Consider the following 20,767-nt stretch of genomic DNA (forward strand, 5'->3'; position numbering starts at 1 on the left):
GGGATAAACCATGGACAAACGGTGGAGTTCAGTCCTGCTTGACACGCTGGTCATGACCGCTGGCTTTGGAACCCTGACCATGATGGCCGTCGCAAAGCCCGATGTTATGGCCCATTTTGGAATCGATAGCGCCGCCTACGAGTGGCAGCACATAGCCTATGTCTTCGGTCTCTTCATAGCGTTCCTTCTTGGCCACACCAAAATCTATGAGGGCAGCTTTAAGAAAAGCGTGGCCATAGCACTCAGCTGGGCGGCCATAGCTCAGGCACTCATCCCAATCGCCCCCAACTGGTACGTCGTGGTGTTCCTGAGGTTCATACAGGGTTTTGTCGTCACGCTCGTGCCGCTCTTCAGCACGCAGATAGCGCACTTCTTCGTTGCCGAGAGGCCCTTTGCCAAGGGTATAATCCTCTCGGGCATATTTTGGGGAGGCGTCTTTGGGAGCATAAGCGCCAAGTACGCGGTCGGAGCCTTCGGATGGAAGGGCGGCTTCTGGGTTACAGTCATCATAATGTACGCCGTCCTCGCCCTCTGGTGGCTCTTTACCGAGGACTTCGAGATAGTCCACAAAACCGATGGCAGTGAAAGGATAAACGTCTGGAAGATGCCCTTCACATGGGTGCTCGGTCTTACGTTCTTCCCGGCCCTGTGGATCATATTCACCATTGTGGGCTTCTCGGCGTCCCTGGGCTATGAAATCGGCTGGACAAAGGAGCACGTGGCAACCCTCAGCACCAGCCTCAACATATCAAAGGCACTCTGGAGCATAGGCATGGGATACGTTGGATACCTCCTCTCCAGGAAGAACCCGAGCGCCAGGGGGCTCTTTAAGGCCATCGTCCAGGTCATGATATTCTCCTACGCGGTGGCATTCGTCGGTCTCCTCATCTACGGAAAGGCGATGCTCGCCGGCGACTACACCATGGCCCTTGCCTCAGTCGTCCTCATCGGAGCCCTTCAGGGAACCGGGCCAGCATTCTGGACCAGCGCCCCGGCAACCTATCCCAAGAGCATCTTCCCGAAGGCCAGCTTTGCCCTTGGGCTCATCTCCAACTCGGCCAACGTCATAGCCCCTGGACTCACCGACGCACTGGCAAGGCAGAGCATAGGCCTCGCCCTCGGGGAGCTTGCCATAATGCCGCTCCTTGGAATCCTGACGCTGATCGTCGTATCCAGGATGAAGCTCCCTGTGGAGGAGCTGGGCGATGAGGCCTAAACCCCTCATCGTTTCCTTTTTCGTTCTTCTGGCGCTCTTCTTCTACGGGATAGCGGCGATGAGTTTCGGGGAGAAGTACACCTTTCCGGGGTACGTTGTGATCGGGAGTATACACCTCCTATTCGCCTACGGGGTTCGGGTCGGCCACGAGACGGTCGTGGACCTGGCGGCGTACATAGCCCTGCTCGACCTGCTCTTCGGGCTCCTGTGGGTGATGGTGGGACTCTCCGTTCCAGCGGTAACACTAACCCTCCTCTCAGCCCTGGTTCTCTTCGTCCTGATGGACGAGGATGTGAGAAGCGAGCTCAAAATGCCGTGAGCAAGCTTTGCGCAAGCAAAGCTTGACCAAAGAAACTTTAATGGGCAAAGTTTCATCAAAATCAGTTAGAAACATTCCGCCAGCGCTTTCGTCAGAAAGGGCTGTTCGAGGATGTGGGATGAAACCCCAAATCGGGGTTTGAGAGTACAGAAAGCTTTTGGAAAAAGCTTGACCAAAAGTTCGTAGCTCTTCATAGAATGTCCAGATGAAAGGATTTACAACCAAGTGCTTATTCTCCAGCGAGAGCACGTTGAGGATAGGCCTCAAAAGGAGTTTACTCTCTTCTTGACGCCCTTCGGGCGTCGATTTTAAAGTTAAACCCCTCACCAGAGTTGCAATTTGAAAAGTTCTCACACTTAAAACGGCTATTCTATAAGAAAATCCCCAGGATTTTTAGCCTTTGAAAAGGAGCTGCGAACTTTGATGAAACTTTTGCTTGGCAAAAGTTTCTATGGTGCGGGGGACGGGATTTGAACCCGCGAACCCCTACGGGACGGGACCCTAAATCCCGCGCCTTTGGCCAGGCTCGGCAACCCCCGCGCGGTGTTGAGTTCCTCCCGGCGCTTTAAAAACTTTGAGGGACAAGGCTTATAAAGATGTAAAAGAAGCTTTACGTAAAGGAAACTTTACATGGTGATGGGTGTGGAAAGGTGGAGGTTAATTGGATACGTGATCCCGGCCACGACCGCGTCCTTGCTGGCCGTAGCACTGTGGATGGGAAACGTTGCGCTGGCTTTTGGAGTTCTGGCGGCGGCAATCGCGGTTTCGTTCCTCTATGCCGATTGGCTCAAAAAACGCGGCGAGATAATAAGCGACGAGAGAACGCTCCGCATCGAGGAGATGGCCTCAAGAAGAACCCTTCAAGTGCTGGTGCTGACGCTAGCATTTGTGGTCGTGGCTCTGTCGGTCATCTCGGAGAAGAACCCAGGTCTGAGGAGTGCCTACTACCTGGCCCTCAGCCTGATGGTTCTCGTCTCGATCCTCAAGCTGTATTTGAAGCACCATTACGCGAGGGTGATCTGAGTGAAGCTCCGCTACGAAGGCCTGCTCGCGGGTTTAATTGCCGCGATTGTTATCGGCCTGGCGTACTCAACCAAATCAGGAAAAGCCGCACTGGCTGTAGGAATCTTCCTCACTGGTGTTCTCATGGCCTATGCTCTGAACCGGTACTACAACTTCAATGTGGAGATGGTGGAGGACGAGAGAACTGAGCTGATAAGCGCCAAGAGCACGAGGAACGCCTTCGCTGTTATCAGCATAGCCCTCTTTGCCGAGTATCTGTGGGAATACTCCGTCGGAAACACTGAGACGGCCATGAAGCTCCTCATTCCGCTCGCACTTGGTGTCCTCGCACTGCTCATCTCCCAGTACTGGTACGGGAGGGTGACCTGAATGAACGAGCTCGCCTTGGTATCACTGGTGGCCCTCATCGGCGGGGGGTTTTTAGGGTACTTCATGACGCGGATAGTGGTGGAAAACACAGGAGTTCCCTTGGACGAAAGGGGGCTTGAGATTTCCAAGCTCGCCGCCATGAGAACGCTGGAGCTGGTACTACTCGTGGCGGTTCTCTCGCTGTACTACTCGTGGCTGGTTCTCAGGGACGAAAGGTGCACGAACCTTGCAAGCCTAATCTTCGCCACAATATTCTTTGGAAACCTTGCCTTCAGGGCCTACTACTCAAGGAAAATGTGAGGTGTCCCCATGAAGAACCGCCTCCGCGAGCTGAGAGAGGAGAGGGGTCTAACCCAGGAGGAGCTGGCAAAAGCTCTGGGAGTCACGAGGCAGACGATAATAGCCATCGAGAAGGGAAAGTACGACCCGTCTTTAAAACTGGCCTTCAGGATAGCGCGCTTTTTCAACAGGAGGATTGAAGAAATCTTTATCTACGAGGAGGGTTAAAAAGACGCGGGAGGGCTGAAAATGCCCATGGTTGAAGTTCTGAACCTGGAAAAAGACTACGGAAAGGTAAAGGCCCTCAAAGGGATAAGCTTCTCCATCAGCGAGGGTGAAATATTCGGGCTTATCGGTCCCAACGGCGCAGGAAAGAGCACCACCCTGAAGATTCTTGCAACGCTCCTCAAGCCTACAGGCGGGAGCGCAAAGATAGCTGGCCACGACGTCGTTAAGGAAGCCGACAGAGTCAGGGAGCTCATAAGCTACCTGCCGGAAGAGGCCGGTGCTTATAAGAACCTAACGGGCTACGAATACCTCCAGTTCATGGCGCGGCTCTACGCCAAGGACAAGGAGAAGGCGAAGAGGATGCTTGAGCTGGGTGTCGAACTGAGCGGCCTTGGGGACAGGCTGGGCGACAAGGTATCGACGTACTCCAAGGGGATGACAAGAAAGCTCCTAATAGCGAGGGCGCTGATGGTAAAACCCAGGCTCGCGATACTGGACGAACCCGCCAGCGGGCTGGACATAGTCAACGCCTACACAATAAGGCAGATGATAAGGCGCTTCGCGAGGAGCGAGGGTGTTACTTTCCTCATATCGAGCCACAATATGCTCGAAGTCGAGTACCTCTGCCACAGGGTGGCCCTGATAAACAAGGGCGAAATCATCGAGGTGGGAACTCCAAAGGAGCTCAAGGAGAAGTACGACGCAGAGAACCTGGAGGAGGTCTTCATGAGGGCGGTGGGGGCCAACATCGGCGAGCCGATAGGGGGTGAGGGAGCTTGAGCGACTTCTGGGTGATGGCCAAAAAGGAGCTGTGGAACCTCTTCAGGGACAAGAAGCTCGTCTTCGGCCTCGTGGTCGTCCCTCTTATCCTGCTTCCCCTCATGGGAAAGGCCGTGAATATAGGCATGGAGCAGGCACAGGGGGAGACGCAGGTCACGATAGTCAACTTCGACGAAGGTGCCTACGGAAACCTGCTGATAAAGGCCCTGGAGGTCGCCCCCAACGTTACGGTAACGGTGGTCAACGCAACGACGCTTGATGAGGCGATCCAGCAGGCCATTCAAAAGGAGCAGAACGTCCTTGTGGTGATTCCTCCAGACTTCACGGCCAGGCTCCAGGCCAATGAAACGGCCACCGTTGAGATATACGGAATCTTCACCACCATAAGCACCGGCATAAAGGAGAGCGTCAGCGAGGGCAGGATAAACGCCGTCCTTGGGATACTCAGTGACGAAATAGCCAGGATAAAGGTGAAGAACCTCGGGGCGAGCAACCCCGACGCCATACTGCAGCCGATACGGACAGAGAGCAGGTCCGTCATAAACAACCGCGTCGTGGACATCTCCCCAACCGCTGTTTCAAGCGTCATAGCGGCGCAGGCGTTCACGATACCCCTCATAGTCTTTATGATGGTCATGATAACCTCCCAGATGGCGGCCGGGGCGATAGCGAGCGAGAAGGAAAACAAGACCCTCGAAACCCTCCTCACCCTCCCCGTGGCGAGGACGAAGATAGTTGCCGCGAAGATCTTCGGAACGGCCATGATGGGCCTCGTTGCGGCTATAGCATACATGATAGGCATGCGCTACTACATGAGTTCCTTCGGTCTGGGTTCCAGCGGGGTGAGCCTTGAAGACCTGGGCCTGGTAGTTACCCCAACGGGGGCACTTATCTTCGCCCTAGTGGTGTTCCTGACGATAATAATTGCCCTCAGCCTGGCAATGATAGTGGCAACCTTCGCCGAGGACGTCCAGAGCGCCACAACGCTTGTCAGCGCGGTGATTCTCCCTCTGGCTTTCCCGGCTTTCCTGCTGATGTACACCGACATCAACGACCTTCCAGCCCTCCTCAGGTACGTCCTGCTTGCCATACCCTTCACGCACCCGGTGATAGACTACCGCTACGTGCTCCTGAGCAACTACACCCCGCTGATCATGAGCACCGTTTACCTGGCGGTGCTGGCGGGTGTCATACTATACGCAACAGCATGGCTTTTCTCCACGGAGAGAATACTCACGGCACAGGTCAGCTGGGGTAGGAAGAAAAAGAAAGCTGCCGAATGAGTTTTCATTTTTCACTCTATCGGCACGCCGTCCCTTGTCCTCGGCGCGAGCCACTTCATGAGTTTTCCCGGATCTTTGGTTCTGATGATTATCGTTATCGGGCCAAGCGGGCTCTCCTCGTTGAAGTTGACGACGCCCGCGTAGGCAGCCTGCTTGTTCACCTTCACGATTATCTCCTCACCGAAGTAGCCCTCCTCCAGGAATGAGCGCGCGGTGTCGAGTATCGCCTGCCCCCTAAAGAGCTCATATAACCTGCTCAGAGCCTTTCTGCTCCTTGTCTTGCCGGTCAGGATGATGTAATCGCCCCTGTCAAAGGCCTCAAACTCAAGCCCCGGAATCAGATTCAGCATCGCCCTCTTGACCTTCTCGATGTCCTCCGTTGGATAAACATAAGCCTCGACCTCAACTTCCTCAAAGAGCTCCATTTTCCCACCCAGAAGAAGCTCGCGGGAAGGCTTATAAACCCAACCGCCCAAATAGTTAGGGTGGCCTAATAGTGTTAGAGAACTTCGTTACCGACCTGGCCGGATGGATAATGGTAATCTCAAACGGCGAAATCATGTGGGTTGCCTTCTATGCCGGACTTTTCGTCGCCCTCATGACCTCACTCGGTGCCATGGTGGCAATATTCTCCAAGAGCCTCCCAGAGGGGGGCGTTGACTTCGCCCTCAGCTTTGCCGCTGGAGTCATGATCGTGGCGAGCTTCACCTCCCTCATCCTGCCAGCGATAGAGAGCACCGGCTCATTTGCACCCGCGGGGATCGGAATAGCCCTCGGTGTGCTGCTCATCTATGCCATAGACCGCTTTCTCCCGCACGAACATCTAGTCCGGGGTTACGAGGGCCCGAAATCTATGAAGGACAAGCTGAGAAAGGTCTGGCTCCTCGTCATAGCGGTGATAATCCACAACCTGCCGGAGGGTCTGGCGGTTGGAACATCCCTGGTTTACAACCTTGAGGTCGGTCTCGTAACCACCCTGGCCATCGGGATTCAGGACTTCCCGGAGGGCACAGTCGTTTCTCTGCCCCTGGCGACGATACAGAAGAAGCGCCTCCAGCCGATAGCGATGGGCGTGCTGAGCGGCTTCGCCGAAATGGCCATGGTGCTCCTCGGGGCGTATTTCTTCAGCCTCTTCGCCTGGCTTTTACCGTATGGCCTCGGCCTGGCGGGCGGAGCGATGCTCTACGTGACCGTGAAGGAGATGATACCCGAGATATACAGGGGAGAGAAGAGCGAGACCCTAATAACCCTTGGATTCTTCCTGGGCTTCTACGTGATGCTCTTCCTGGACTCAATGCTTGGTTAGAATCCTGTCAACCAGCTCTTTTACCCTTTTATCGTACTCGTCCTTCGTCCCATCGTTCACTATCATGTGGTCGGCCATCGCTATGACGTTGCCTATGCCGAACTTCAGCTCCTTCCAGTCGCGCTCCTCGAAGTCCTCCCAGGTCTTCGGGTCGTCGTGCCTTCCGCGGGCCTTAAGCCTCTCGAAGCGGGTGTGGGGCGGCGTGTGAACCGCGACTATCACTATCTCCTCACCGGGAAAGGCGCTCCGGAAAGTGCCCACCTCATCAAGGGAGCGGACGCCGTCTATAACGACGACCCTGCTGCGTCCGAGGAGGTGCTTCACCCTCTCGACCGCCAGCTTTGCAACCGCGTTCTGACCAAGTTCCTGTCTCAGACGGATGCTAACCTTGGCGACGTTTTCCTTGGTCAGCTCAAGACCGCGCTTTGCCGTCTCTTCCCTCACGACGTCCCCCATAGAAACGCTCGGAAAACCCCTCCTCTCGAACTCCTTAACGATTTTGCTCTTTCCTGAACCGGGCATTCCAGTCACGATGATTATCATAGTGCCCACGCCAGAGTAAAAGGGCAGGATTTAAAAGCTTTGACCTTTACCTGAGGAAGTCGTCGAGGGTCCCCTTCCGGGCCCGTTCCACCTTTTTAGAGGCCCTTTTAGCATCCTTGGGGAGTTCCACGCCAAAGTGTCTTAACAGACCCTCGATGACCTTCATTCCAATCCCCTCTACCTCCAGGAGATCCCTCACCTTGGCGCGCATTATATCCTCCTGGCTCTTGAAGCCGGCGTTGTAGAGCGCTCTGGCCCTCTTTCTTCCGATGTTGGGCAGTCTGACCAGTTCGAGGAGCTCCTCCCTAACCCCATGCCTCAGCCTGAGGTGCAGGTCTCTCAGATAACCCATCACATCCTTCTCCGGGTCGAAGAGCTTGTAGAGTTCTATGAGGGAGTACATGAGCCAGTCCGCCAGCTCCAGAATTCTGTACAGGTCGCCGGGGTCTATGCCGTATGTCTCGTATATCCTTGCCTCGGGAACCTCGTTTATCCAGTCGAGGAGAATCTTTGCGGTCTTTATCTCGCCGAGGAAGGTCTGGAACCTGTAGTCCTCATAGTAGGGGATGTTCGTGTACAGCTTCTCCTCGAACTCGTAGGCCAGGTCGAGGTAGTCCTCCATCTCCCGCCTCCGGGCGTTCAGCGTTGCCATGTCCGGCGTCGAGGCTATCAGCTGGAAGATTCCGAAGGGGTTGGGGTTCCTCTCAAGCTTCGGGAAGGCATCCCTGAACTTCTTCGCCGTCAGCGGGTCGATGTAGAGCTGGGACGTGCGCTTTCCAAAGGGAAGGGCTATGAAGCGGTCGTTCATGTCCATGTCCACGAACTCGTTTTCGATGAGGAAGTAGACTATGTCCTTTGCCTTGTACTCTATCGAGCTGGTGTCCTTTCTCTGGTGGAAATAGAAGGTCTTTTCAAGGAAGCCTATCAGCTCTCTGAAGTTTGAAACGCCAAAGTTAGTTATCAGGGCAAGAACCTGGCTCCTGAAGGCCTGTTCGTTGGCGAGCATCGAGAACAGCTTCTCCGGTTTTCCATGGATGTACTTCTCCATCAGCTTCTTCGGGTCTTCGGTTCTGGCGACCACTATGGCCTCGCCAACCCTATCGTACTTCGGCCTCCCGGCGCGCCCCATCATCTGCTGGATTTCGAGGACCGGAATATCTGTCCAGCCGAAGCCGGCGTAGCGCTTGGTATCCCTTATAATGACGCGGAACGCGGGGAGGTTCAATCCCGCGGAAAGGGTCGGCGTCGCCGTTATCGCCTTGATAAGGCCATCTCTGAAGGCGTCCTCTATCATCGTCCTCTCGGTTCTGCTCAGGCCGGCATGATGGAAGGCCACGCCGCCCCTGATGGCCTTTTTGAGCTTCTCGTTGGTCGGGTTTTCCTCAAGGGAGTCCGCGAGCTCCTTAAGCCCCCTTGCTTCAGGTTTCGTGAGAAGACGGGCTATCTTGGAGGACAGCGAGACGGCCTCCTTTTCCGCCGAGCGGCGGGTGTTGACGAACACAAGCGCCTGCTTGCCCCTTTTAACAGCATCAACTGCCAGAGCCTCCCAGTTCTCCGGATAGTGCTCTCTCCTTCCGTCCTCCCAGATGAGCTCTCCAAGGTGAAAGACACCCTTTCTCAGCTCGACCGGCCGCCAGTCACTCACGACCAAAGCGGCATCGAGCCACTCCGCCAGCTCCCCGGCGTTTCCCACTGTGGCACTCAGGGCCAGTATCTGGGCCCTGTCAAGCATGTGGCTGAGTATCATCTCCAGCGTCGCTCCCCTGTCGTAGGAGCCTATGAGGTGGACCTCGTCGGCAACGACGAGCCTGACGTCCTTTATCCAGTTCGAGCCGTGCCTCAAAAGGGAGTCGAACTTCTCGGAGGTGGCAATGATTATATCGTACCTTCCAAGCCACTCATCGGTTGAGTCGTAGTCACCGGTGGTGGCCGCGACACGAAGGCCCAAAACCTCCCACGCCTTGAACTCCCGGTACTTCTCCTCGGCAAGGGCCTTGAGCGGAACCAGGTATACCGCCTTTCCTCCCTCGCGGAGGAGCCTGTTGACCATAACTATCTCGCTGACGAGGGTTTTTCCGCTCGCGGTCGGGATGGCAAGAACTAGGTTCCTCCCATCCAGCACGCCGCTCTTCAGAGCCTCTGCCTGTGGCGGATAGAGCTCCTCTATGCCCCTCTCAATGATGACTCTTTTCACGCGTTCGTCAACCGGGAGTTCCTCGACCCTCATACCAATCACGAAAACTCCGAAGGGCACTTTATAGGTTTTTGGTTTCAGCTTGAAAACCTACCAGAAGGCCCCTACGAAAAGCTTAAATGAGATGGCCGGCTAGATAAAGACGTAAAGCCTTTCAGCGGTGGTGGAAAATGGTTAGGTCGTACGTTTTATTGACTGTGGAGATTGGAAAGGTCGAAAGCGTTATAGACGCCCTCAAGCAGATCCCGGGCGTTACGAGGGCGGACGCCGTCACCGGCCCCTACGACGCGATAGTCCACATCGAGGCCAAGGACCTCGGAGAACTTACCAGAAAGATACTCCACGACATACACAACATCGACGGTGTTATAGACACTACTACCGCCATAGTCGTGGAGATGGAAGAGGAGGAGTGATCACCTCTTTTTCTTCCTGGATTTGTGCTTCTTCTTGCCTTTGGCTTTAGCCTGGATTTTCCTGATTTCCCTGATCTTCTGCCCCAGCATTCTGAGGCTCTTCCCCTTCGGGTGCTTGCTTTCGATGCGGAGCATTCCCCTTAGGCGGTACTCCTCATCGAGGCCGGCCAGACGTGGGTTGAGCTTTGACTCGTCGATTTCGACTATTTTCATGCCCAGTGCCCTGGCGGCGTCTGCTATCTCGTGAATCTTCGGGCCTTCAACCGCGAATTCCTTTCCTATCATTCGCCCGTATCGTCTGCTGAGCCTGGAATCCAGCTCGCTGGGCCACACTACGAATCGCTTCATCCCTTCCACCTAACAAGGTTTAAAAGATGAGCGGTTAAAAACCCTTTTGGTGAGTCCTATGGAGACCTCTGTCCTTGAAAAGTACCTCTTCGGAAGGACTGAGAGGGGAGACACAGTTCTCATCGAGTACCCGCCAACTTATCCGCTCGAGGAGTTCTCATGGGGATTCCTGATACCCAGCCTCATCGAGAGGGGCGAGGTTGTAATAGGGGATTTCTTCGGTGTAGGCGACCTCCTGTTCAGGAACTACATACGCAGGGTTTCCGGCAGGAAGTACTCAGATATAATCGAGCTGATAAAGAAGATAAAGGTCGTCAAGATAGGCCCGGGCTCCGCCAGCTACGGGGAGGTCATAGAGGAGGTTGTCCCGGTCTATGACTCCCACAGCTTCCTCAAAAACTATCACACAGTAATCAACAGGATGACACACTCCCCGACGAAGCCGGAATACTTCGTAACCTTCGGGCTCTCACACTACGTCCACTTCGGCGGTGACGAGGCAATGAAGGCTATAATGACGGGGATAAGCACAATCCCCATGGAGGACTGGGTCGGCATACACTTCCTCAACGTGGACGTGCTCAGCAGGGCTCACCTGGCCATGCTGGAGGAGATGGCATCGATAGTGTTCCAGCTGTCGAAGGAAGAAGTGATTGTAAAAAAGGGCGGTGAGGCGTTTGATTCGGGAGGGAGATAGGGTTCTCCTCATCGATAGAAGGGGGAAGAAATACCTCGTAACAGTCTCCGACAGGGAGTTTCATACCGACCTGGGTATAATCAACCTCGGAGAGCTCACGGAGAAGAACTACGGGGAGAGCATCCCCAGCCACAGGGGAGAGGAGTTCAGGATACTGAAGCCCGACGTTAACGACATCATAGCGAAGATGCGGCGTGGCCCTCAAATCGTCCACCCCAAGGACGCTGGAATAATAATCGCATACGCAGGTATATCGCCCGGAAACACCGTGATAGAGGCCGGCGTTGGAAGCGGGGCGCTCACGATATTCCTCGCGAACATAGTCGGGCCCCAAGGAAGGGTCATAAGCTACGAGGTCAGGGAAGACTTTGCAAGGATAGCCCAGAGGAACATCGAGATGGCAGGCTTCTCCGACAGGGTGACGATAAAGCTGAAGAACATCTACGACGGCATAGACGAGGAAAGCGCCGACCACATAGTTCTCGACCTGCCCCAGCCCGAGAACGTCCTTCCCCATGCAGTCAAGGTGCTCCGTCCCGGCGGCTACTTCGTGGCATACACCCCGTGTATGAACCAGGTTCACCGCTTCTTCCAGGCGCTTCAGGAGTACAGGGAGCACTTCTACAGGCCGAGGGTCGTCGAAGTCCTTGTCAGGGAGCACGAGGTCAAGAGGGAGTGCATGAGGCCAAAGACAACGATGCTCGCCCACACCGGCTATATAACCTTCCTCAGGAAGCTCTGATTCTGATGCTCTTCTGAACATTTTTCACAAAAAGCCCTGTTGTATCAAAATACCTCCACAATATTAAACCAAAGGTTAACAACAGATTTATAAGCACCCAAGGTTGTGAACCTTTAGATGACCAACTTTGAACCCGTGTACGGAGGTGTTCATCGTGTATAAAATCCTGGAGAAGAAGGAAATCGCCATGAGAAACACATGGTTCAAGGTTCACGCCCCCCACGTGGCCAGAAAAGTCCGTCCGGGGCAGTTCGTTATCGTCAGGGCATTCAAAAACGGTGAGAGAATTCCCCTCACGCCGGTCATGTGGGACCCCGAGGAGGGATGGATAGTTCTCATAGTGTTCACCCGCGGAAAGACCACAGCAAGGATGGCGGCCGAGCTCAGGGAGGGTGACGAGATACCCAACATCGCCGGCCCGCTCGGAAACCCGGCGGAGATGAAGAGGTTCGGAAAGATACTCGCTATTGGAGCCTACACCGGAATAGTCGAGGTGTACCCGATAGCCAAGACCTGGCAGGAGCTTGGAAACGACGTCACGACGCTCCATGTCACGTTCGAACCGATGGTGGTCATCAGGGACGAGATGGAGAAGGCCGTCGGAAGGCACATACTTGAGACCGTCCCGATAGACCCCAACCTTGACTTCCCGACCAACATGAAGAACGTCACCAGGAGGCTCACCGAGAAGGTGAGGGAGCTCCTCGAAAATGAGCACTTCGACCTCGTCTTCATGGTCGGCCCCACGGGAGACCAGAAGGCGGTGTTCCAGGTCGTCAAGGAGTTTGGAGTCCCGATGAAGGCAGACCTGCATCCGATAATGGTCGATGGAACCGGCATGTGCGGTGCCTGCCGTGTAACCGTTGGTGGCGAGGTCAAGTTCGCCTGCATAGACGGGCCGGAGTTCGACGCCTACAAGGTCGCCTGGGACGAGCTGATAGCGAGGAGCGGCTACTACACGGACCTGGAGATGAAGGTGTTCATGGACTACATGAAGGCCCTTCAGGGAGGTGAGCAGTGATGGCCGTTAAGAGAAAGCTCATCAAGGAGCGCGTTCCGACGCCGGAGAGGCCGGTTGAAGAGCGCGTTAAGAGCTTCGTTGAAGTAAACCTCGGATACAACTTTGAGCTGGCCGTAAAGGAAGCCGAGCGCTGCCTGCAGTGTCCCTACGACTACGCGCCCTGTATAAAGGGCTGCCCCGTTCACATAGACATTCCGGGCTTCATAAGCAAGCTCGTGGAGTACCGCGACGATCCCGACAGGGCCGTGAAGGAGGCCCTCAGCGTCATCTGGGCCTGCAACTCCCTGCCGGCCACTACCGGGCGCGTCTGTCCTCAGGAGGACCAGTGTGAGATGAACTGTGTGATGGGCAGGGTTGGCGACAAGATAAACATCGGAAAGCTTGAGCGCTTCGTGGCAGACTACGCGCGCGAGAGGGGCATAGACGAGGAGCTCCTCTTCGAGATGGTGCCAAGGATAGAGAAGAAGGGACAGCGCGTTGCAATCATCGGCGCAGGTCCGGCGGGCCTCACCGCCGCCGGGGAGCTGGCAAAGCTCGGCTACGACGTCACGATCTACGAGGCCCTCCACGAGCCCGGAGGAGTCCTGATGTACGGAATCCCCGAGTTCAGGCTGCCGAAGAGCATCGTCGAGAGCGAGATTGACAAGCTCAGGAAGCTCGGCGTTAAGATACTCACCGACCACATAGTTGGGAAGACCGTTACCATCGAGGAACTCCTGGAGGAGTACGACGCGGTCTTCATAGGCTCCGGTGCGGGAACGCCCAAGCTCATCAACGCCCCGGGGATAAACCTCAACGGCATCTACACCGCCAACGAGTTCCTGACGAGGGTCAACCTCATGAAGGCCTACAAGTTCCCCGAGTACGACACCCCCGTCAAGGTCGGGAAGCGCGTCATAGTCATCGGTGCGGGGAACACGGCAATGGACGCGGCGCGCTCAGCGAGGCGCTTTGGAGCCGAGGTCATAGTTGCATACCGCAGGGGAGAAGAGGACGTTTCGGCCAGGATTGAGGAAGTGGAGCACGCCAAGGAGGAGGGCATAAAGTTTGAGTTCTTCCTGAACCCCGTTGAATTCATCGGGGACGGAAAGGGCAACCTCAAGGCCGTTAAGTTCGAGAAGATGCGCCCGCTTGAGGAGAGGGACAAGCGCGGAAAGAGGAAAATCGTAGGAACCGGGGAATACGTGACGATAGAGGCCGAGACGGTGGTCATAGCAATCGGAAAGCACCCGAACAGGCTCATAGTCAACACCCCAGGCCTCAAGGTCGAGCGCGGAAAGATAGTGGTGGACGAAAACCTCATGACCAGCATCCCGGGAGTTTTCGCGGGTGGCGACGCAATAAGGGGGGAGGCAACCGTCATCCTCGCCATGGGAGACGGAAGACTGGCCGCAAAGGCCATCCACGAGTACCTCACGAAGAAGAGGGAAGGGCAAAAGGCGAACGCCTGAGCTCACCTTTTTTTCTTCTACTTAAAACACGCCTCCAGTATCGGGTCGGGAATCACGTAGTAAACGTTCCTCCCCTCGATTCTTCTCTCAAGGAAAGAGGAATCAACCAGCCCCTTAAGGAGCCTCGCCAGAACGCTGTCTGCTATGCTCTTGCCTTCCTTTTTCTCCAGATGCCCCTTTATCTCCTCCCAGGTTCTCTTTCCTCCTGCCACCGCCCGCATTATCTCCATGTATCTTCCCCTTGCAACTTGTCTTTTTTCCAGAAAATTCTCGAACTCGCTCATCGCGAGCGCCTTTGCTTCCTCAAAGACCTCACCTATGAGTCCCTCGGAGGGGCCCTTCTCCATCGCCTTCTTCCCAAAGAGGACGAGCCAGCCGACTATGCCGTCAAGCCTTTCAACTGCCTCCTCGATGAGCTTTTCCTGTGGGTTTATACCCACCTGTTCGAACCCCTTCAACAGGAAATCCCAGCTCTGCTCAGGGGTAAAACGGGATAGGCTTACCTCATGAAAGTATCGCCCGTAAAGGGGGGCGCTGGGGTCATCAACGCCTAAGTAGTCATGGAGCAGGCCCACTTCGGAACCCGTCATAACCATTCTCAGCTCGGAGTAGTCGTAGAGGTGGGCTATCAAACCCGCGAACTCGCTCCCGACAGGCCCTCTTAGATACTGAACCTCATCGAAGGCCAGGACGACGTTGTGCTTCTCCAGCTCCCGGAAGAGGGCTATTAGGTCGGTCTTCCCCTCCTTCCATGAAAAGCTCACGCCGAAGCCGAGCAGCCGAAGACCGGAGATGTTTTTAAGGTCCCCCTTGACATCTTCCCAGATTCCGCGGTTCTCGCGGAAGAAGGCGTTGACGGCGCCCTCTATCCTCTTGTAGACGTCCATACGGGAGTTCGGGTTGACTCCCCTGAAGTCGACGATGACGTGGGGAAGCTCAAGCTCGTTGAGGCCGACGAGAAGGAGTGAGGTCTTTCCGAGCCTCCTTATACCGGTGATGACCGTTAGTGGGTTTCCGGACTTTAGGGAGTTCTCAAACTCGCCCAGTTCACCTTCTCTGTCATACAAATCCTCCCGCTTTCTCTTCGGACGGGTGTCGAAGTACACAACTACCACCCCAGTAGTTAACTACTGGGGCAGAAGTTATAAGGGTTTCCTCGTTAATAATTCACGGCGATGACGAGCCCTGGAGTGGCTGACCCGTGATGACGGGCATACTGGCCGAGCCGCTAGGCTTTTAACATCTTTAGGGGAGTAGGGAAGGAGCGATGACGACCTCTAGGGTATCTGAGACCGCGCCCTGCGCGGCAAAAATGATGAGGGTCAGAGACTGAGCTCACTCCTCCATCTCTTCGATCTCTTCGAGTATCTCCTCGAACTTCTTGAAGTCCTCGGTCTTCGCCAGAAGCGCGACGAACTCGTCTATCTCGGACTTCTCAAGGAACGCCCCCGCGAGGAGCTTCCCCGTATAGCGGTTGTTCCTGATCTCCCAGAACATGTAGAACTCGGGGAAATTCTCCTTTATTCTCCTGTAGGCCACACCGTACTTTGAATCCTTCAGGGGGTTCTGTTCGAGGTAGAAGTGGCCCGGCTCAAGCTCGATCATGTGGAGAACCGCCCCGCGCTTAGTTTTCACGAGCTTCACCTTAACGTCCCACTCTTTAAGAACCTTCACGGGAACCACCGAAAACCAATTGACGTCCGAATACTTAAGGGTTCCGAGAGGAGAAGAGAAAAGTTGGAGGAGCACATCAAAGGCTCTCAAGGTACTCGGCGTAGGCCTCGGCGTCCATGAGCTCACCGAGCTCCTCGTCGAGGTTGCTCGGCTTGAGTTTGGCGATCCAGTTCTCGTAGGGGTCCTCGTTAATGAGCTCCGGGCTGTCCTCAAGCTCCCCGTTGACCTCGATAACCTCGCCGCTGAGGGGAGCGTAAACCTCGGAGACGGCCTTGACGCTCTCAAGCTCACAGAGGACCTCGCCCTTGCTGACCTCCTTCCCGACCTCAGGGAGCTCGACATAGGCGAGGTCGCCAAGCTCCTTCTGGGCATAGTCGCTTATTCCGACGAGGACAGTTCCGTCCTCAAGAACCTGAACCCACTCATGGTCCTTCGTGTAATAAAGGCCTTCCTTGACCCGGTATTCCCCAACCTCAATCATGAGCATCACCGTTTTCATCTAAAGCCCCCGAGATTTAAACCTTTCCCCGGAAAGAGCTTGACCGCGGAGCGGGGAAACACCGCCGAGGATGCATGGGTTTGGAGGCCGTTCTTTCGAACTTATTTCACATTTTTGGGCAGTAGTTTTGCATCTGCAAAATCGTTATAACCTCTCCATCCCTAAAATACCACATGAGCCGCGTCCCCTTTTACCTTAAGGAGAGGCTCGAAGGCCTGAGGGAGAGGGTTCTCCACGAACAGTTCGAAGCCTCAAAGCTCCCACCCTGGGAGAGGGTTATCATAACGTGGGTCGTCCTTATGGCCTTCTGGGTGGTCATATCGGGAAGCTTCAGGGCCCGGGATTTGGCCATGGGCGCGGCCGTTACGCTGATGATAGCGGCTTTCATGCGCGACCTGCTCACTGAGGACATACGCAGAACGGGGCATATCGTCGAAAAGCTCCTGTACTTTGCCTTCATATACCTCCCACAGTACCTCGTGATAATGGCCTTCCGGCTCATCGAGAGCAACCTGAAGGTTGCAAAGAACGTGATTTTCATGGACATAAACCCCGGGATAGTCAAGATAAAGACCGACCTCCATTCGGACACCGGCGTTACCATACTCGCCAACTCGATAACCCTGACTCCAGGCACACTGACGCTCGATGTGAACAAAAAGCTCGGCGAGACTTACCTCTACGTTCACTGGATAGATCTGGAAACCCTCAACCGCGAGAAGGCCGGAGAAAAGATAAAGGGGGACATAGAGGAATGGCTCAAGAAGGTCTTCTGGTGAGCGTCTTTTACGTCCTCGTCTTCACGGCCATGCTGATAACATACCGCGTGGTTAGAGGACCGACCCTGCCCGACAGAATAGTGGGCCTGAACACGATAACGACGAAGGTGGTCGTCATAATTGCCGTCGTCTCCGTGATCCGGAAGGAGTACTACCTGATAGACCTGGCGATAGTCCTGCTCATGGTTAACTCCGTCGGCGGGCTTATACTCGCCAAATACATGGAGAGGAGGGCTTCCAATGATTGAGATAGTCCTCACCCTGTTTGGAGAGGCAGTTATGGTCTTCGGGGCCCTTGGAATACTGCGCTTTCCCGACGTTTACACCCGCCTTCACGCTGCAACGAAGTGCGACACCGGTGGGGCCATGAGCATAATCCTCGCCCTGATCATAATAATGGACGCCCCAACGGTTGTGAGGGCCAAGTTCCTCGTCCTGGCATTCCTGATAGCGATGATAAACCCCATGGTGAGCCATGCCATTGCCAGGGGGGCGTACAAGTACGGCGTGAAGCCGAAGGTAGTGGTGGATATGTATGCTTGGGACAGTCCTTGACGTGGTCTTCATAGCGATGATACTGCTGGCCATAGCGGTTGTTGAAGAGAAGAATTTGGTTAGTGCCCTCGTTAAATACTCCCTCCTCAGTCTGCTCTTCGTGTTGGCCCTGTTCGAGCTGAAGGCCCCCGACGTCGCCCTCTCGGCGATAGTCGTCGGCGCGATAGTGATAGGTGTCTTCCTGTTCACGATAGAGGAGGTGACGAGGTGAGAAAGGCCGCCCTGCTCCTCACCGTGGCCCTCGGGGCGTTCCTGCTCGGCCTGAACTACTCCCCGTCTTACGGCGGGAGCTACACGTACTACGTCACCCACTGGACTGAGATAGACGTTCCCAACCTGGTCTCGGCCATACTCGCCGGCTGGAGGGCCTACGACAGCCTTGGAGAGGCGAGCCTGCTCTTCACCGCGGTCATAGGCTTCTACCTGCTCCTCGGGGGGAAGAAGAAGTGAAGATGAGCACCGTCGTGAGGAGCACAACCAAGATGATAAGCCCCTTCCTGGTCACTTACGCGGCCTACATTATGCTCTACGGCCATCGAAGCCCGGGGGGCGGCTTTCAGGGTGGGGTTATCCTCGCGGTCGCGGTCATACTCCTCATAACCTCCCACGGCTACAGAAAGGTCAGGAAGAAGTTCAAGTTCAACTGGGCGAGCCTGATAGAGAGCTCCGCCGGGGCCCTTCTCGTCCTGATGGGAATCGCCGGGATAGCCTTTGGGGCGTTCTACTCCAATTTCCTGCCAACGGAGGGCGGTATAATACTGCCATTCAACGTCATTGTCGGCCTTGAGGTCGGTGCGGCCTTCACGTTCGTCTTCTACATACTGCTGAGGTGGGTTGAAAGTGATTAGCCCGGAACAGGCGGGAGTTGTCATAATGCTCATAGGGATATACGGCCTGATGGCGAAGAGGGAGCCGATAAAGTTAGTGCTCTCCATAAACGTTGTTTCCCTCGGTCTGGTGCTCTTCTTCGTCGGCCTGGCGTACTCCCCTGGAAAGGACGTCCCGATAATGCCGACGAACCCGGTCGACCCGCTCCCGGCAACGCTGATGCTCACGACCCTCGTTGTTGACGTTGCCATAACGTCGCTCGCCCTGGCGATAATAATCCGCATGCGGAGGGACGGCTCATGATTCCGCTTATGGTGGCCTTCCCGCTCCTGTTTGGGTTTATAATCGTCACCCTTGACATCCTCAGGGCAAGAAAGGTGTTAATAAAGGCCGCCTTCGCCCTCGGGGCGGTTCTCCCGGCCGGGGTTTTCCTCGTAGAGAATGGGAGGGAAATCGTGGGTGGCTGGAGCAGGGTGGCGGGGATAGAGGTCTGGATCGGTGAAACCAATACCCCCTTCATCGCGGGTGAGCTGATACTCTTCACGGTCGTTGCCCTCTATTCTCTCTCTTACTTCGATTTCAGGGATAAAAAGACCGCCAAAGCCCTCGTCCTATTCCTCCTAATGCACGCGGGCCTGCTGGGCTCGTTTTTGGCGAGGGATTTCTTCAACTTCTACATCTACATGGAAATCGCTTCCGTCTCGGCCTTTGCCCTGGTGGCCTTCTCCGAAGATCCCGGCTCCAGGAAGGCCGCTTTCAAGTATCTAATACTATCGCTCCTCGCATCATACCTCCTCATCTTTGCGATAGGCCTCATATACATGGAGACCGGCTACCTCAACGTCGACCTCGTCGCCGAGAGTGCCACCCCGAGCAGGGAGCTCAGCGCCGCCCTCGGGATGGCCTTTGCGTCACTCCTCCTGAAGGCCGGCATCTTCCCCCTCCACGGGTGGCTGCCCGACGCCCACTCCACCGCCCCGACACCCGCCAGTGCCATGTTGAGCGGTCTCGTGGTAAAGGCACCTGCCTACGGCATGATCCTTCTCTTCTCTGCCCTGCCCGTCGGGGAGAGCCTGAAAACCGCGGCGCTGGTGGTGGCGGTTGCGTCGATCTTCTTCGGCATAGTCATGATGATCCTCCAGAGGGATGCGAAGCGCCTACTCGCCTACTCCACGGTCTCTCAAATGGGCTACGTGCTCCTCGGGATAGCCACCTTCAACTTCACAGGGGCAGCCTACTACGCCCTGGCACATTCTCTGGCCAAAGGGGGCCTCTTCCTGAGCGTTGGGAGCCTTGGAACGAAGTCGAGAAGACTCGGAGAGTTTGGGTATAGGAACGCCCCGTTCATGGCATTCTCCGTGCTGATGCTCAGCCTCGCCATAGGCGGGGTCTCGCCCTTTATAGGCTCCTACGCGAAGGGGCTGCTCTCATATGGCCTTCCGGGGAGGTGGTACTGGGTCGTCCCCATTGGAACCCTCGGGACTATTACGGCGTTCACAGGGCTGAACTACCACATGCTGAGGGCAGAAAGCCCGGAGATTAAGCACTCCTGGAGGCTCTCGGCCTTAGCGCTCGCGCTCCTTACCCTGGGGGCGGGCATATACCTCGGTGCGGGGTTCAGGCCGGCTGATTTCATCTACATTGCCGCCGCGCTGCTCGGGTTCTTTGTACTGAGGGCGCTGGGCATATTCGGGAAAGAAACGGGAATAAAAATGAAGGCCGATGAGGAGATAAACGTCCTGGCGGCGGTCTTTGTGACCTTCATGCTGGCGGTGCTGTTACTCCAGTGGTCTTAGGATAACCTCCCTCACAACGTCCAGCTCTTCGAGCTCCCTCCTCAGCTCCTCCAGGGTGCCGCTCATCCCGCTTACGTCTATGACCGCAACTATTCCTGCCAGTTCTATCCCCTCAAGCTCTTCGGCCTCGCTGAAGAGTATGTTCGCCCCGTGCTTCCCGAAAAGCCCGCTTATCTTGGCGAGGACGCCGGGCTTGTCCTCCACTATGAGCTCCACCTCCACGAGCCTCTTTCCGGGGAGGGCTATGCGCTCCATGTGAACCTCGTTGAGGTCGGTGTCTATCTCCAGAAGGAAGTACGCTCCCTCCACGATTCCCAGCTCGTACGCATAACCGGGTGGCAGCTCGACCTTGCCGTTCTCCTTTATCCTGACTATCTCATAGTGCCTCATACTTAGAGCTATCTCCCCACACAATAAAAGC

The 20,767-nt window shown here is 55.6% G+C and carries 30 protein-coding genes and 1 tRNA gene; 22 read left to right on the forward strand and 9 right to left on the reverse strand.

From position 1 onward, the window contains the following. Positions 1-10 precede the first annotated feature (10 nt). Together F7C11_RS10235 and F7C11_RS10240 are read left to right on the forward strand one after the other, a co-directional pair. Positions 11-1,216 (forward strand): MFS transporter, encoded by a 1,206-nt coding sequence (locus F7C11_RS10235; protein ID WP_297093098.1) that lies wholly within the window; start codon positions 11-13, stop codon positions 1,214-1,216. Next, positions 1,206-1,535 (forward strand): hypothetical protein, encoded by a 330-nt coding sequence (locus tag F7C11_RS10240; RefSeq protein WP_297093099.1) that lies wholly within the window; start codon positions 1,206-1,208, stop codon positions 1,533-1,535. The genes F7C11_RS10235 and F7C11_RS10240 overlap by 11 nt, the downstream gene beginning before the upstream one ends. A 452-nt stretch (positions 1,536-1,987) precedes the next feature. Here F7C11_RS10240 and F7C11_RS10245 read toward each other — a convergent pair. Beyond that, a tRNA-Leu gene (locus tag F7C11_RS10245) sits at positions 1,988-2,075 on the reverse strand. Between the two features lie 96 nt (positions 2,076-2,171). On the opposite strand from F7C11_RS10245, the gene F7C11_RS10250 reads away from it, so the two are divergent. Genes F7C11_RS10250 through F7C11_RS10275 form a run of 6 tightly spaced genes read left to right on the forward strand, consistent with a single transcriptional unit; the run spans position 2,172 to position 5,497 of the window. Then, a complete protein-coding gene (locus tag F7C11_RS10250; RefSeq protein WP_297093100.1) occupies positions 2,172-2,558 on the forward strand; it encodes a DUF2178 domain-containing protein in 387 nt (128 codons plus the stop codon). Next, positions 2,559-2,927 (forward strand): DUF2178 domain-containing protein, encoded by a 369-nt coding sequence (locus tag F7C11_RS10255; protein ID WP_297093101.1) that lies wholly within the window; start codon positions 2,559-2,561, stop codon positions 2,925-2,927. Beyond that, positions 2,928-3,227, forward strand: coding sequence for a DUF2178 domain-containing protein (locus tag F7C11_RS10260; RefSeq protein WP_297093102.1), 300 nt, complete (start codon positions 2,928-2,930; stop codon positions 3,225-3,227). A gap of 9 nt (positions 3,228-3,236) precedes the next feature. Further along, positions 3,237-3,434, forward strand: a complete 198-nt coding sequence (locus F7C11_RS10265) for a helix-turn-helix transcriptional regulator (protein WP_297093103.1) — start codon at positions 3,237-3,239, stop codon at positions 3,432-3,434. Between the two features lie 21 nt (positions 3,435-3,455). Next, the gene (locus tag F7C11_RS10270) at positions 3,456-4,214 is read left to right on the forward strand and encodes an ABC transporter ATP-binding protein (protein WP_297093104.1); all 759 of its coding nucleotides are present in this window, start codon (positions 3,456-3,458) and stop codon (positions 4,212-4,214) included. Beyond that, entirely contained in the window at positions 4,211-5,497 is a 1,287-nt protein-coding gene (locus F7C11_RS10275) for an ABC transporter permease (protein ID WP_297093105.1), read from the forward strand. The genes F7C11_RS10270 and F7C11_RS10275 overlap by 4 nt, the downstream gene beginning before the upstream one ends. 11 nt (positions 5,498-5,508) lie before the next feature. Here the strand turns inward: F7C11_RS10275 and F7C11_RS10280 are convergent, their stop codons facing one another. Continuing rightward, positions 5,509-5,922, reverse strand: coding sequence for an RNA-binding domain-containing protein (locus tag F7C11_RS10280; RefSeq protein WP_297093107.1), 414 nt, complete (start codon positions 5,920-5,922; stop codon positions 5,509-5,511). Positions 5,923-5,993: 71 nt separating this feature from the next. Between F7C11_RS10280 and F7C11_RS10285 the strand changes: the two genes are divergently transcribed. Continuing rightward, the gene (locus tag F7C11_RS10285) at positions 5,994-6,803 is read left to right on the forward strand and encodes a ZIP family metal transporter (RefSeq protein ID WP_297093108.1); all 810 of its coding nucleotides are present in this window, start codon (positions 5,994-5,996) and stop codon (positions 6,801-6,803) included. On the opposite strand, the gene F7C11_RS10290 is transcribed toward F7C11_RS10285, so the two are convergent. Continuing rightward, entirely contained in the window at positions 6,789-7,346 is a 558-nt protein-coding gene (locus F7C11_RS10290; protein ID WP_297093177.1) for a dephospho-CoA kinase, read from the reverse strand. The two genes, F7C11_RS10285 and F7C11_RS10290, sit on opposite strands and share 15 nt — an antisense overlap. 46 nt (positions 7,347-7,392) lie before the next feature. Next, the gene (locus F7C11_RS10295) at positions 7,393-9,573 is read right to left on the reverse strand and encodes an ATP-dependent DNA helicase (protein ID WP_297093179.1); all 2,181 of its coding nucleotides are present in this window, start codon (positions 9,571-9,573) and stop codon (positions 7,393-7,395) included. Between the two features lie 137 nt (positions 9,574-9,710). Between F7C11_RS10295 and F7C11_RS10300 the strand changes: the two genes are divergently transcribed. Beyond that, positions 9,711-9,956: an Lrp/AsnC family transcriptional regulator gene (locus F7C11_RS10300; RefSeq protein ID WP_088180934.1), complete on the forward strand. Its 246-nt coding sequence runs from the start codon at positions 9,711-9,713 to the stop codon at positions 9,954-9,956. Here F7C11_RS10300 and F7C11_RS10305 read toward each other — a convergent pair whose 3' ends face one another. Beyond that, positions 9,957-10,304 (reverse strand): signal recognition particle protein Srp19, encoded by a 348-nt coding sequence (locus tag F7C11_RS10305; protein WP_297093114.1) that lies wholly within the window; start codon positions 10,302-10,304, stop codon positions 9,957-9,959. Positions 10,305-10,362: 58 nt separating this feature from the next. On the opposite strand from F7C11_RS10305, the gene F7C11_RS10310 reads away from it, so the two are divergent. From F7C11_RS10310 to gltA, 4 genes are all read left to right on the forward strand, one after another. Continuing rightward, on the forward strand, positions 10,363-11,001 hold the full coding sequence (locus F7C11_RS10310; RefSeq protein WP_297093181.1) for a DUF257 family protein: 639 nt from the start codon (positions 10,363-10,365) through the stop codon (positions 10,999-11,001). Further along, positions 10,982-11,743, forward strand: coding sequence for a tRNA (adenine-N1)-methyltransferase (locus F7C11_RS10315; protein WP_297093116.1), 762 nt, complete (start codon positions 10,982-10,984; stop codon positions 11,741-11,743). The genes F7C11_RS10310 and F7C11_RS10315 overlap by 20 nt, the downstream gene beginning before the upstream one ends. A gap of 154 nt (positions 11,744-11,897) precedes the next feature. Then, positions 11,898-12,764 (forward strand): sulfide/dihydroorotate dehydrogenase-like FAD/NAD-binding protein, encoded by an 867-nt coding sequence (locus F7C11_RS10320; RefSeq protein ID WP_297093118.1) that lies wholly within the window; start codon positions 11,898-11,900, stop codon positions 12,762-12,764. Further along, entirely contained in the window at positions 12,764-14,215 is a 1,452-nt protein-coding gene (gene gltA, locus F7C11_RS10325) for an NADPH-dependent glutamate synthase (RefSeq protein ID WP_297093120.1), read from the forward strand. Before F7C11_RS10320 ends, gltA begins: the two co-directional genes overlap by 1 nt. Before the next feature lie 17 nt (positions 14,216-14,232). Here gltA and F7C11_RS10330 read toward each other — a convergent pair whose 3' ends face one another. The 3 genes from F7C11_RS10330 to gcvH all read right to left on the reverse strand — a co-directional run bounded on the left by F7C11_RS10330 (position 14,233) and on the right by gcvH (position 16,370). Further along, on the reverse strand, positions 14,233-15,330 hold the full coding sequence (locus tag F7C11_RS10330) for an ATP-binding protein (protein ID WP_366927984.1): 1,098 nt from the start codon (positions 15,328-15,330) through the stop codon (positions 14,233-14,235). 220 nt (positions 15,331-15,550) lie between these two features. Beyond that, positions 15,551-15,889, reverse strand: a complete 339-nt coding sequence (locus F7C11_RS10335) for a hypothetical protein (RefSeq protein WP_297093185.1) — start codon at positions 15,887-15,889, stop codon at positions 15,551-15,553. A 76-nt stretch (positions 15,890-15,965) separates the two neighbouring features. Then, positions 15,966-16,370, reverse strand: a complete 405-nt coding sequence (gcvH, locus tag F7C11_RS10340) for a glycine cleavage system protein GcvH (RefSeq protein ID WP_297093187.1) — start codon at positions 16,368-16,370, stop codon at positions 15,966-15,968. 191 nt (positions 16,371-16,561) lie between these two features. On the opposite strand from gcvH, the gene F7C11_RS10345 reads away from it, so the two are divergent. The 8 genes from F7C11_RS10345 to F7C11_RS10380 are packed head-to-tail and all read left to right on the forward strand — an operon-like array spanning position 16,562 to position 20,346. After that, complete coding sequence (locus F7C11_RS10345; protein ID WP_297093121.1) at positions 16,562-17,167, forward strand: monovalent cation/H+ antiporter subunit E; 606 nt, start codon at positions 16,562-16,564, stop codon at positions 17,165-17,167. Further along, on the forward strand, positions 17,143-17,415 hold the full coding sequence (locus tag F7C11_RS10350; protein WP_297093122.1) for a monovalent cation/H+ antiporter complex subunit F: 273 nt from the start codon (positions 17,143-17,145) through the stop codon (positions 17,413-17,415). Before F7C11_RS10345 ends, F7C11_RS10350 begins: the two co-directional genes overlap by 25 nt. Continuing rightward, positions 17,408-17,722, forward strand: a complete 315-nt coding sequence (mnhG, locus tag F7C11_RS10355) for a monovalent cation/H(+) antiporter subunit G (RefSeq protein WP_297093125.1) — start codon at positions 17,408-17,410, stop codon at positions 17,720-17,722. Before F7C11_RS10350 ends, mnhG begins: the two co-directional genes overlap by 8 nt. Next, positions 17,703-17,933: a hydrogenase subunit MbhD domain-containing protein gene (locus F7C11_RS10360; protein WP_297093127.1), complete on the forward strand. Its 231-nt coding sequence runs from the start codon at positions 17,703-17,705 to the stop codon at positions 17,931-17,933. The genes mnhG and F7C11_RS10360 overlap by 20 nt, the downstream gene beginning before the upstream one ends. After that, positions 17,930-18,172, forward strand: a complete 243-nt coding sequence (locus F7C11_RS10365) for a hypothetical protein (RefSeq protein WP_297093128.1) — start codon at positions 17,930-17,932, stop codon at positions 18,170-18,172. Before F7C11_RS10360 ends, F7C11_RS10365 begins: the two co-directional genes overlap by 4 nt. Beyond that, entirely contained in the window at positions 18,169-18,570 is a 402-nt protein-coding gene (locus F7C11_RS10370) for a Na(+)/H(+) antiporter subunit B (protein WP_297093130.1), read from the forward strand. Before F7C11_RS10365 ends, F7C11_RS10370 begins: the two co-directional genes overlap by 4 nt. Then, a complete protein-coding gene (locus F7C11_RS10375; protein WP_297093132.1) occupies positions 18,563-18,853 on the forward strand; it encodes a cation:proton antiporter subunit C in 291 nt (96 codons plus the stop codon). Before F7C11_RS10370 ends, F7C11_RS10375 begins: the two co-directional genes overlap by 8 nt. After that, positions 18,850-20,346, forward strand: coding sequence for a proton-conducting transporter membrane subunit (locus tag F7C11_RS10380; protein WP_297093134.1), 1,497 nt, complete (start codon positions 18,850-18,852; stop codon positions 20,344-20,346). Before F7C11_RS10375 ends, F7C11_RS10380 begins: the two co-directional genes overlap by 4 nt. Here the strand turns inward: F7C11_RS10380 and F7C11_RS10385 are convergent. Next, positions 20,329-20,736, reverse strand: a complete 408-nt coding sequence (locus F7C11_RS10385) for an ACT domain-containing protein (protein WP_297093136.1) — start codon at positions 20,734-20,736, stop codon at positions 20,329-20,331. The genes F7C11_RS10380 and F7C11_RS10385 overlap by 18 nt on opposite strands. Between the last annotated feature and the right edge of the window lie 31 nt (positions 20,737-20,767).

Origin of the sequence: Thermococcus sp. (assembly GCF_015521605.1) — an archaeon.
Lineage (GTDB): Archaea > Methanobacteriota_B > Thermococci > Thermococcales > Thermococcaceae > Thermococcus.

Excerpts from the sequence above, each read along its gene's own strand:
- F7C11_RS10235 (WP_297093098.1), top strand. The coding sequence starts at position 11 with ATGGACAAACGGTGGAGTTCAGTCCTGCTTGACACGCTGGTCATGACC.
- F7C11_RS10345 (WP_297093121.1), top strand. The coding sequence starts at position 16,562 with ATGAGCCGCGTCCCCTTTTACCTTAAGGAGAGGCTCGAAGGCCTGAGG.
- F7C11_RS10280 (WP_297093107.1), bottom strand. The coding sequence starts at position 5,922 with ATGGAGCTCTTTGAGGAAGTTGAGGTCGAGGCTTATGTTTATCCAACG.
- F7C11_RS10290 (WP_297093177.1), bottom strand. The coding sequence starts at position 7,346 with ATGATAATCATCGTGACTGGAATGCCCGGTTCAGGAAAGAGCAAAATC.
- F7C11_RS10250 (WP_297093100.1), top strand. The coding sequence starts at position 2,172 with ATGGGTGTGGAAAGGTGGAGGTTAATTGGATACGTGATCCCGGCCACG.
- gltA (WP_297093120.1), top strand. The coding sequence starts at position 12,764 with ATGGCCGTTAAGAGAAAGCTCATCAAGGAGCGCGTTCCGACGCCGGAG.
- F7C11_RS10260 (WP_297093102.1), top strand. The coding sequence starts at position 2,928 with ATGAACGAGCTCGCCTTGGTATCACTGGTGGCCCTCATCGGCGGGGGG.
- F7C11_RS10295 (WP_297093179.1), bottom strand. The coding sequence starts at position 9,573 with ATGAGGGTCGAGGAACTCCCGGTTGACGAACGCGTGAAAAGAGTCATC.
- F7C11_RS10265 (WP_297093103.1), top strand. The coding sequence starts at position 3,237 with ATGAAGAACCGCCTCCGCGAGCTGAGAGAGGAGAGGGGTCTAACCCAG.
- F7C11_RS10240 (WP_297093099.1), top strand. The coding sequence starts at position 1,206 with ATGAGGCCTAAACCCCTCATCGTTTCCTTTTTCGTTCTTCTGGCGCTC.
- gcvH (WP_297093187.1), bottom strand. The coding sequence starts at position 16,370 with ATGATTGAGGTTGGGGAATACCGGGTCAAGGAAGGCCTTTATTACACG.
- mnhG (WP_297093125.1), top strand. The coding sequence starts at position 17,408 with ATGATTGAGATAGTCCTCACCCTGTTTGGAGAGGCAGTTATGGTCTTC.
- F7C11_RS10380 (WP_297093134.1), top strand. The coding sequence starts at position 18,850 with ATGATTCCGCTTATGGTGGCCTTCCCGCTCCTGTTTGGGTTTATAATC.
- F7C11_RS10350 (WP_297093122.1), top strand. The coding sequence starts at position 17,143 with ATGGCTCAAGAAGGTCTTCTGGTGAGCGTCTTTTACGTCCTCGTCTTC.
- F7C11_RS10305 (WP_297093114.1), bottom strand. The coding sequence starts at position 10,304 with ATGAAGCGATTCGTAGTGTGGCCCAGCGAGCTGGATTCCAGGCTCAGC.
- F7C11_RS10300 (WP_088180934.1), top strand. The coding sequence starts at position 9,711 with ATGGTTAGGTCGTACGTTTTATTGACTGTGGAGATTGGAAAGGTCGAA.
- F7C11_RS10360 (WP_297093127.1), top strand. The coding sequence starts at position 17,703 with ATGCTTGGGACAGTCCTTGACGTGGTCTTCATAGCGATGATACTGCTG.
- F7C11_RS10310 (WP_297093181.1), top strand. The coding sequence starts at position 10,363 with ATGGAGACCTCTGTCCTTGAAAAGTACCTCTTCGGAAGGACTGAGAGG.
- F7C11_RS10385 (WP_297093136.1), bottom strand. The coding sequence starts at position 20,736 with ATGAGGCACTATGAGATAGTCAGGATAAAGGAGAACGGCAAGGTCGAG.
- F7C11_RS10270 (WP_297093104.1), top strand. The coding sequence starts at position 3,456 with ATGCCCATGGTTGAAGTTCTGAACCTGGAAAAAGACTACGGAAAGGTA.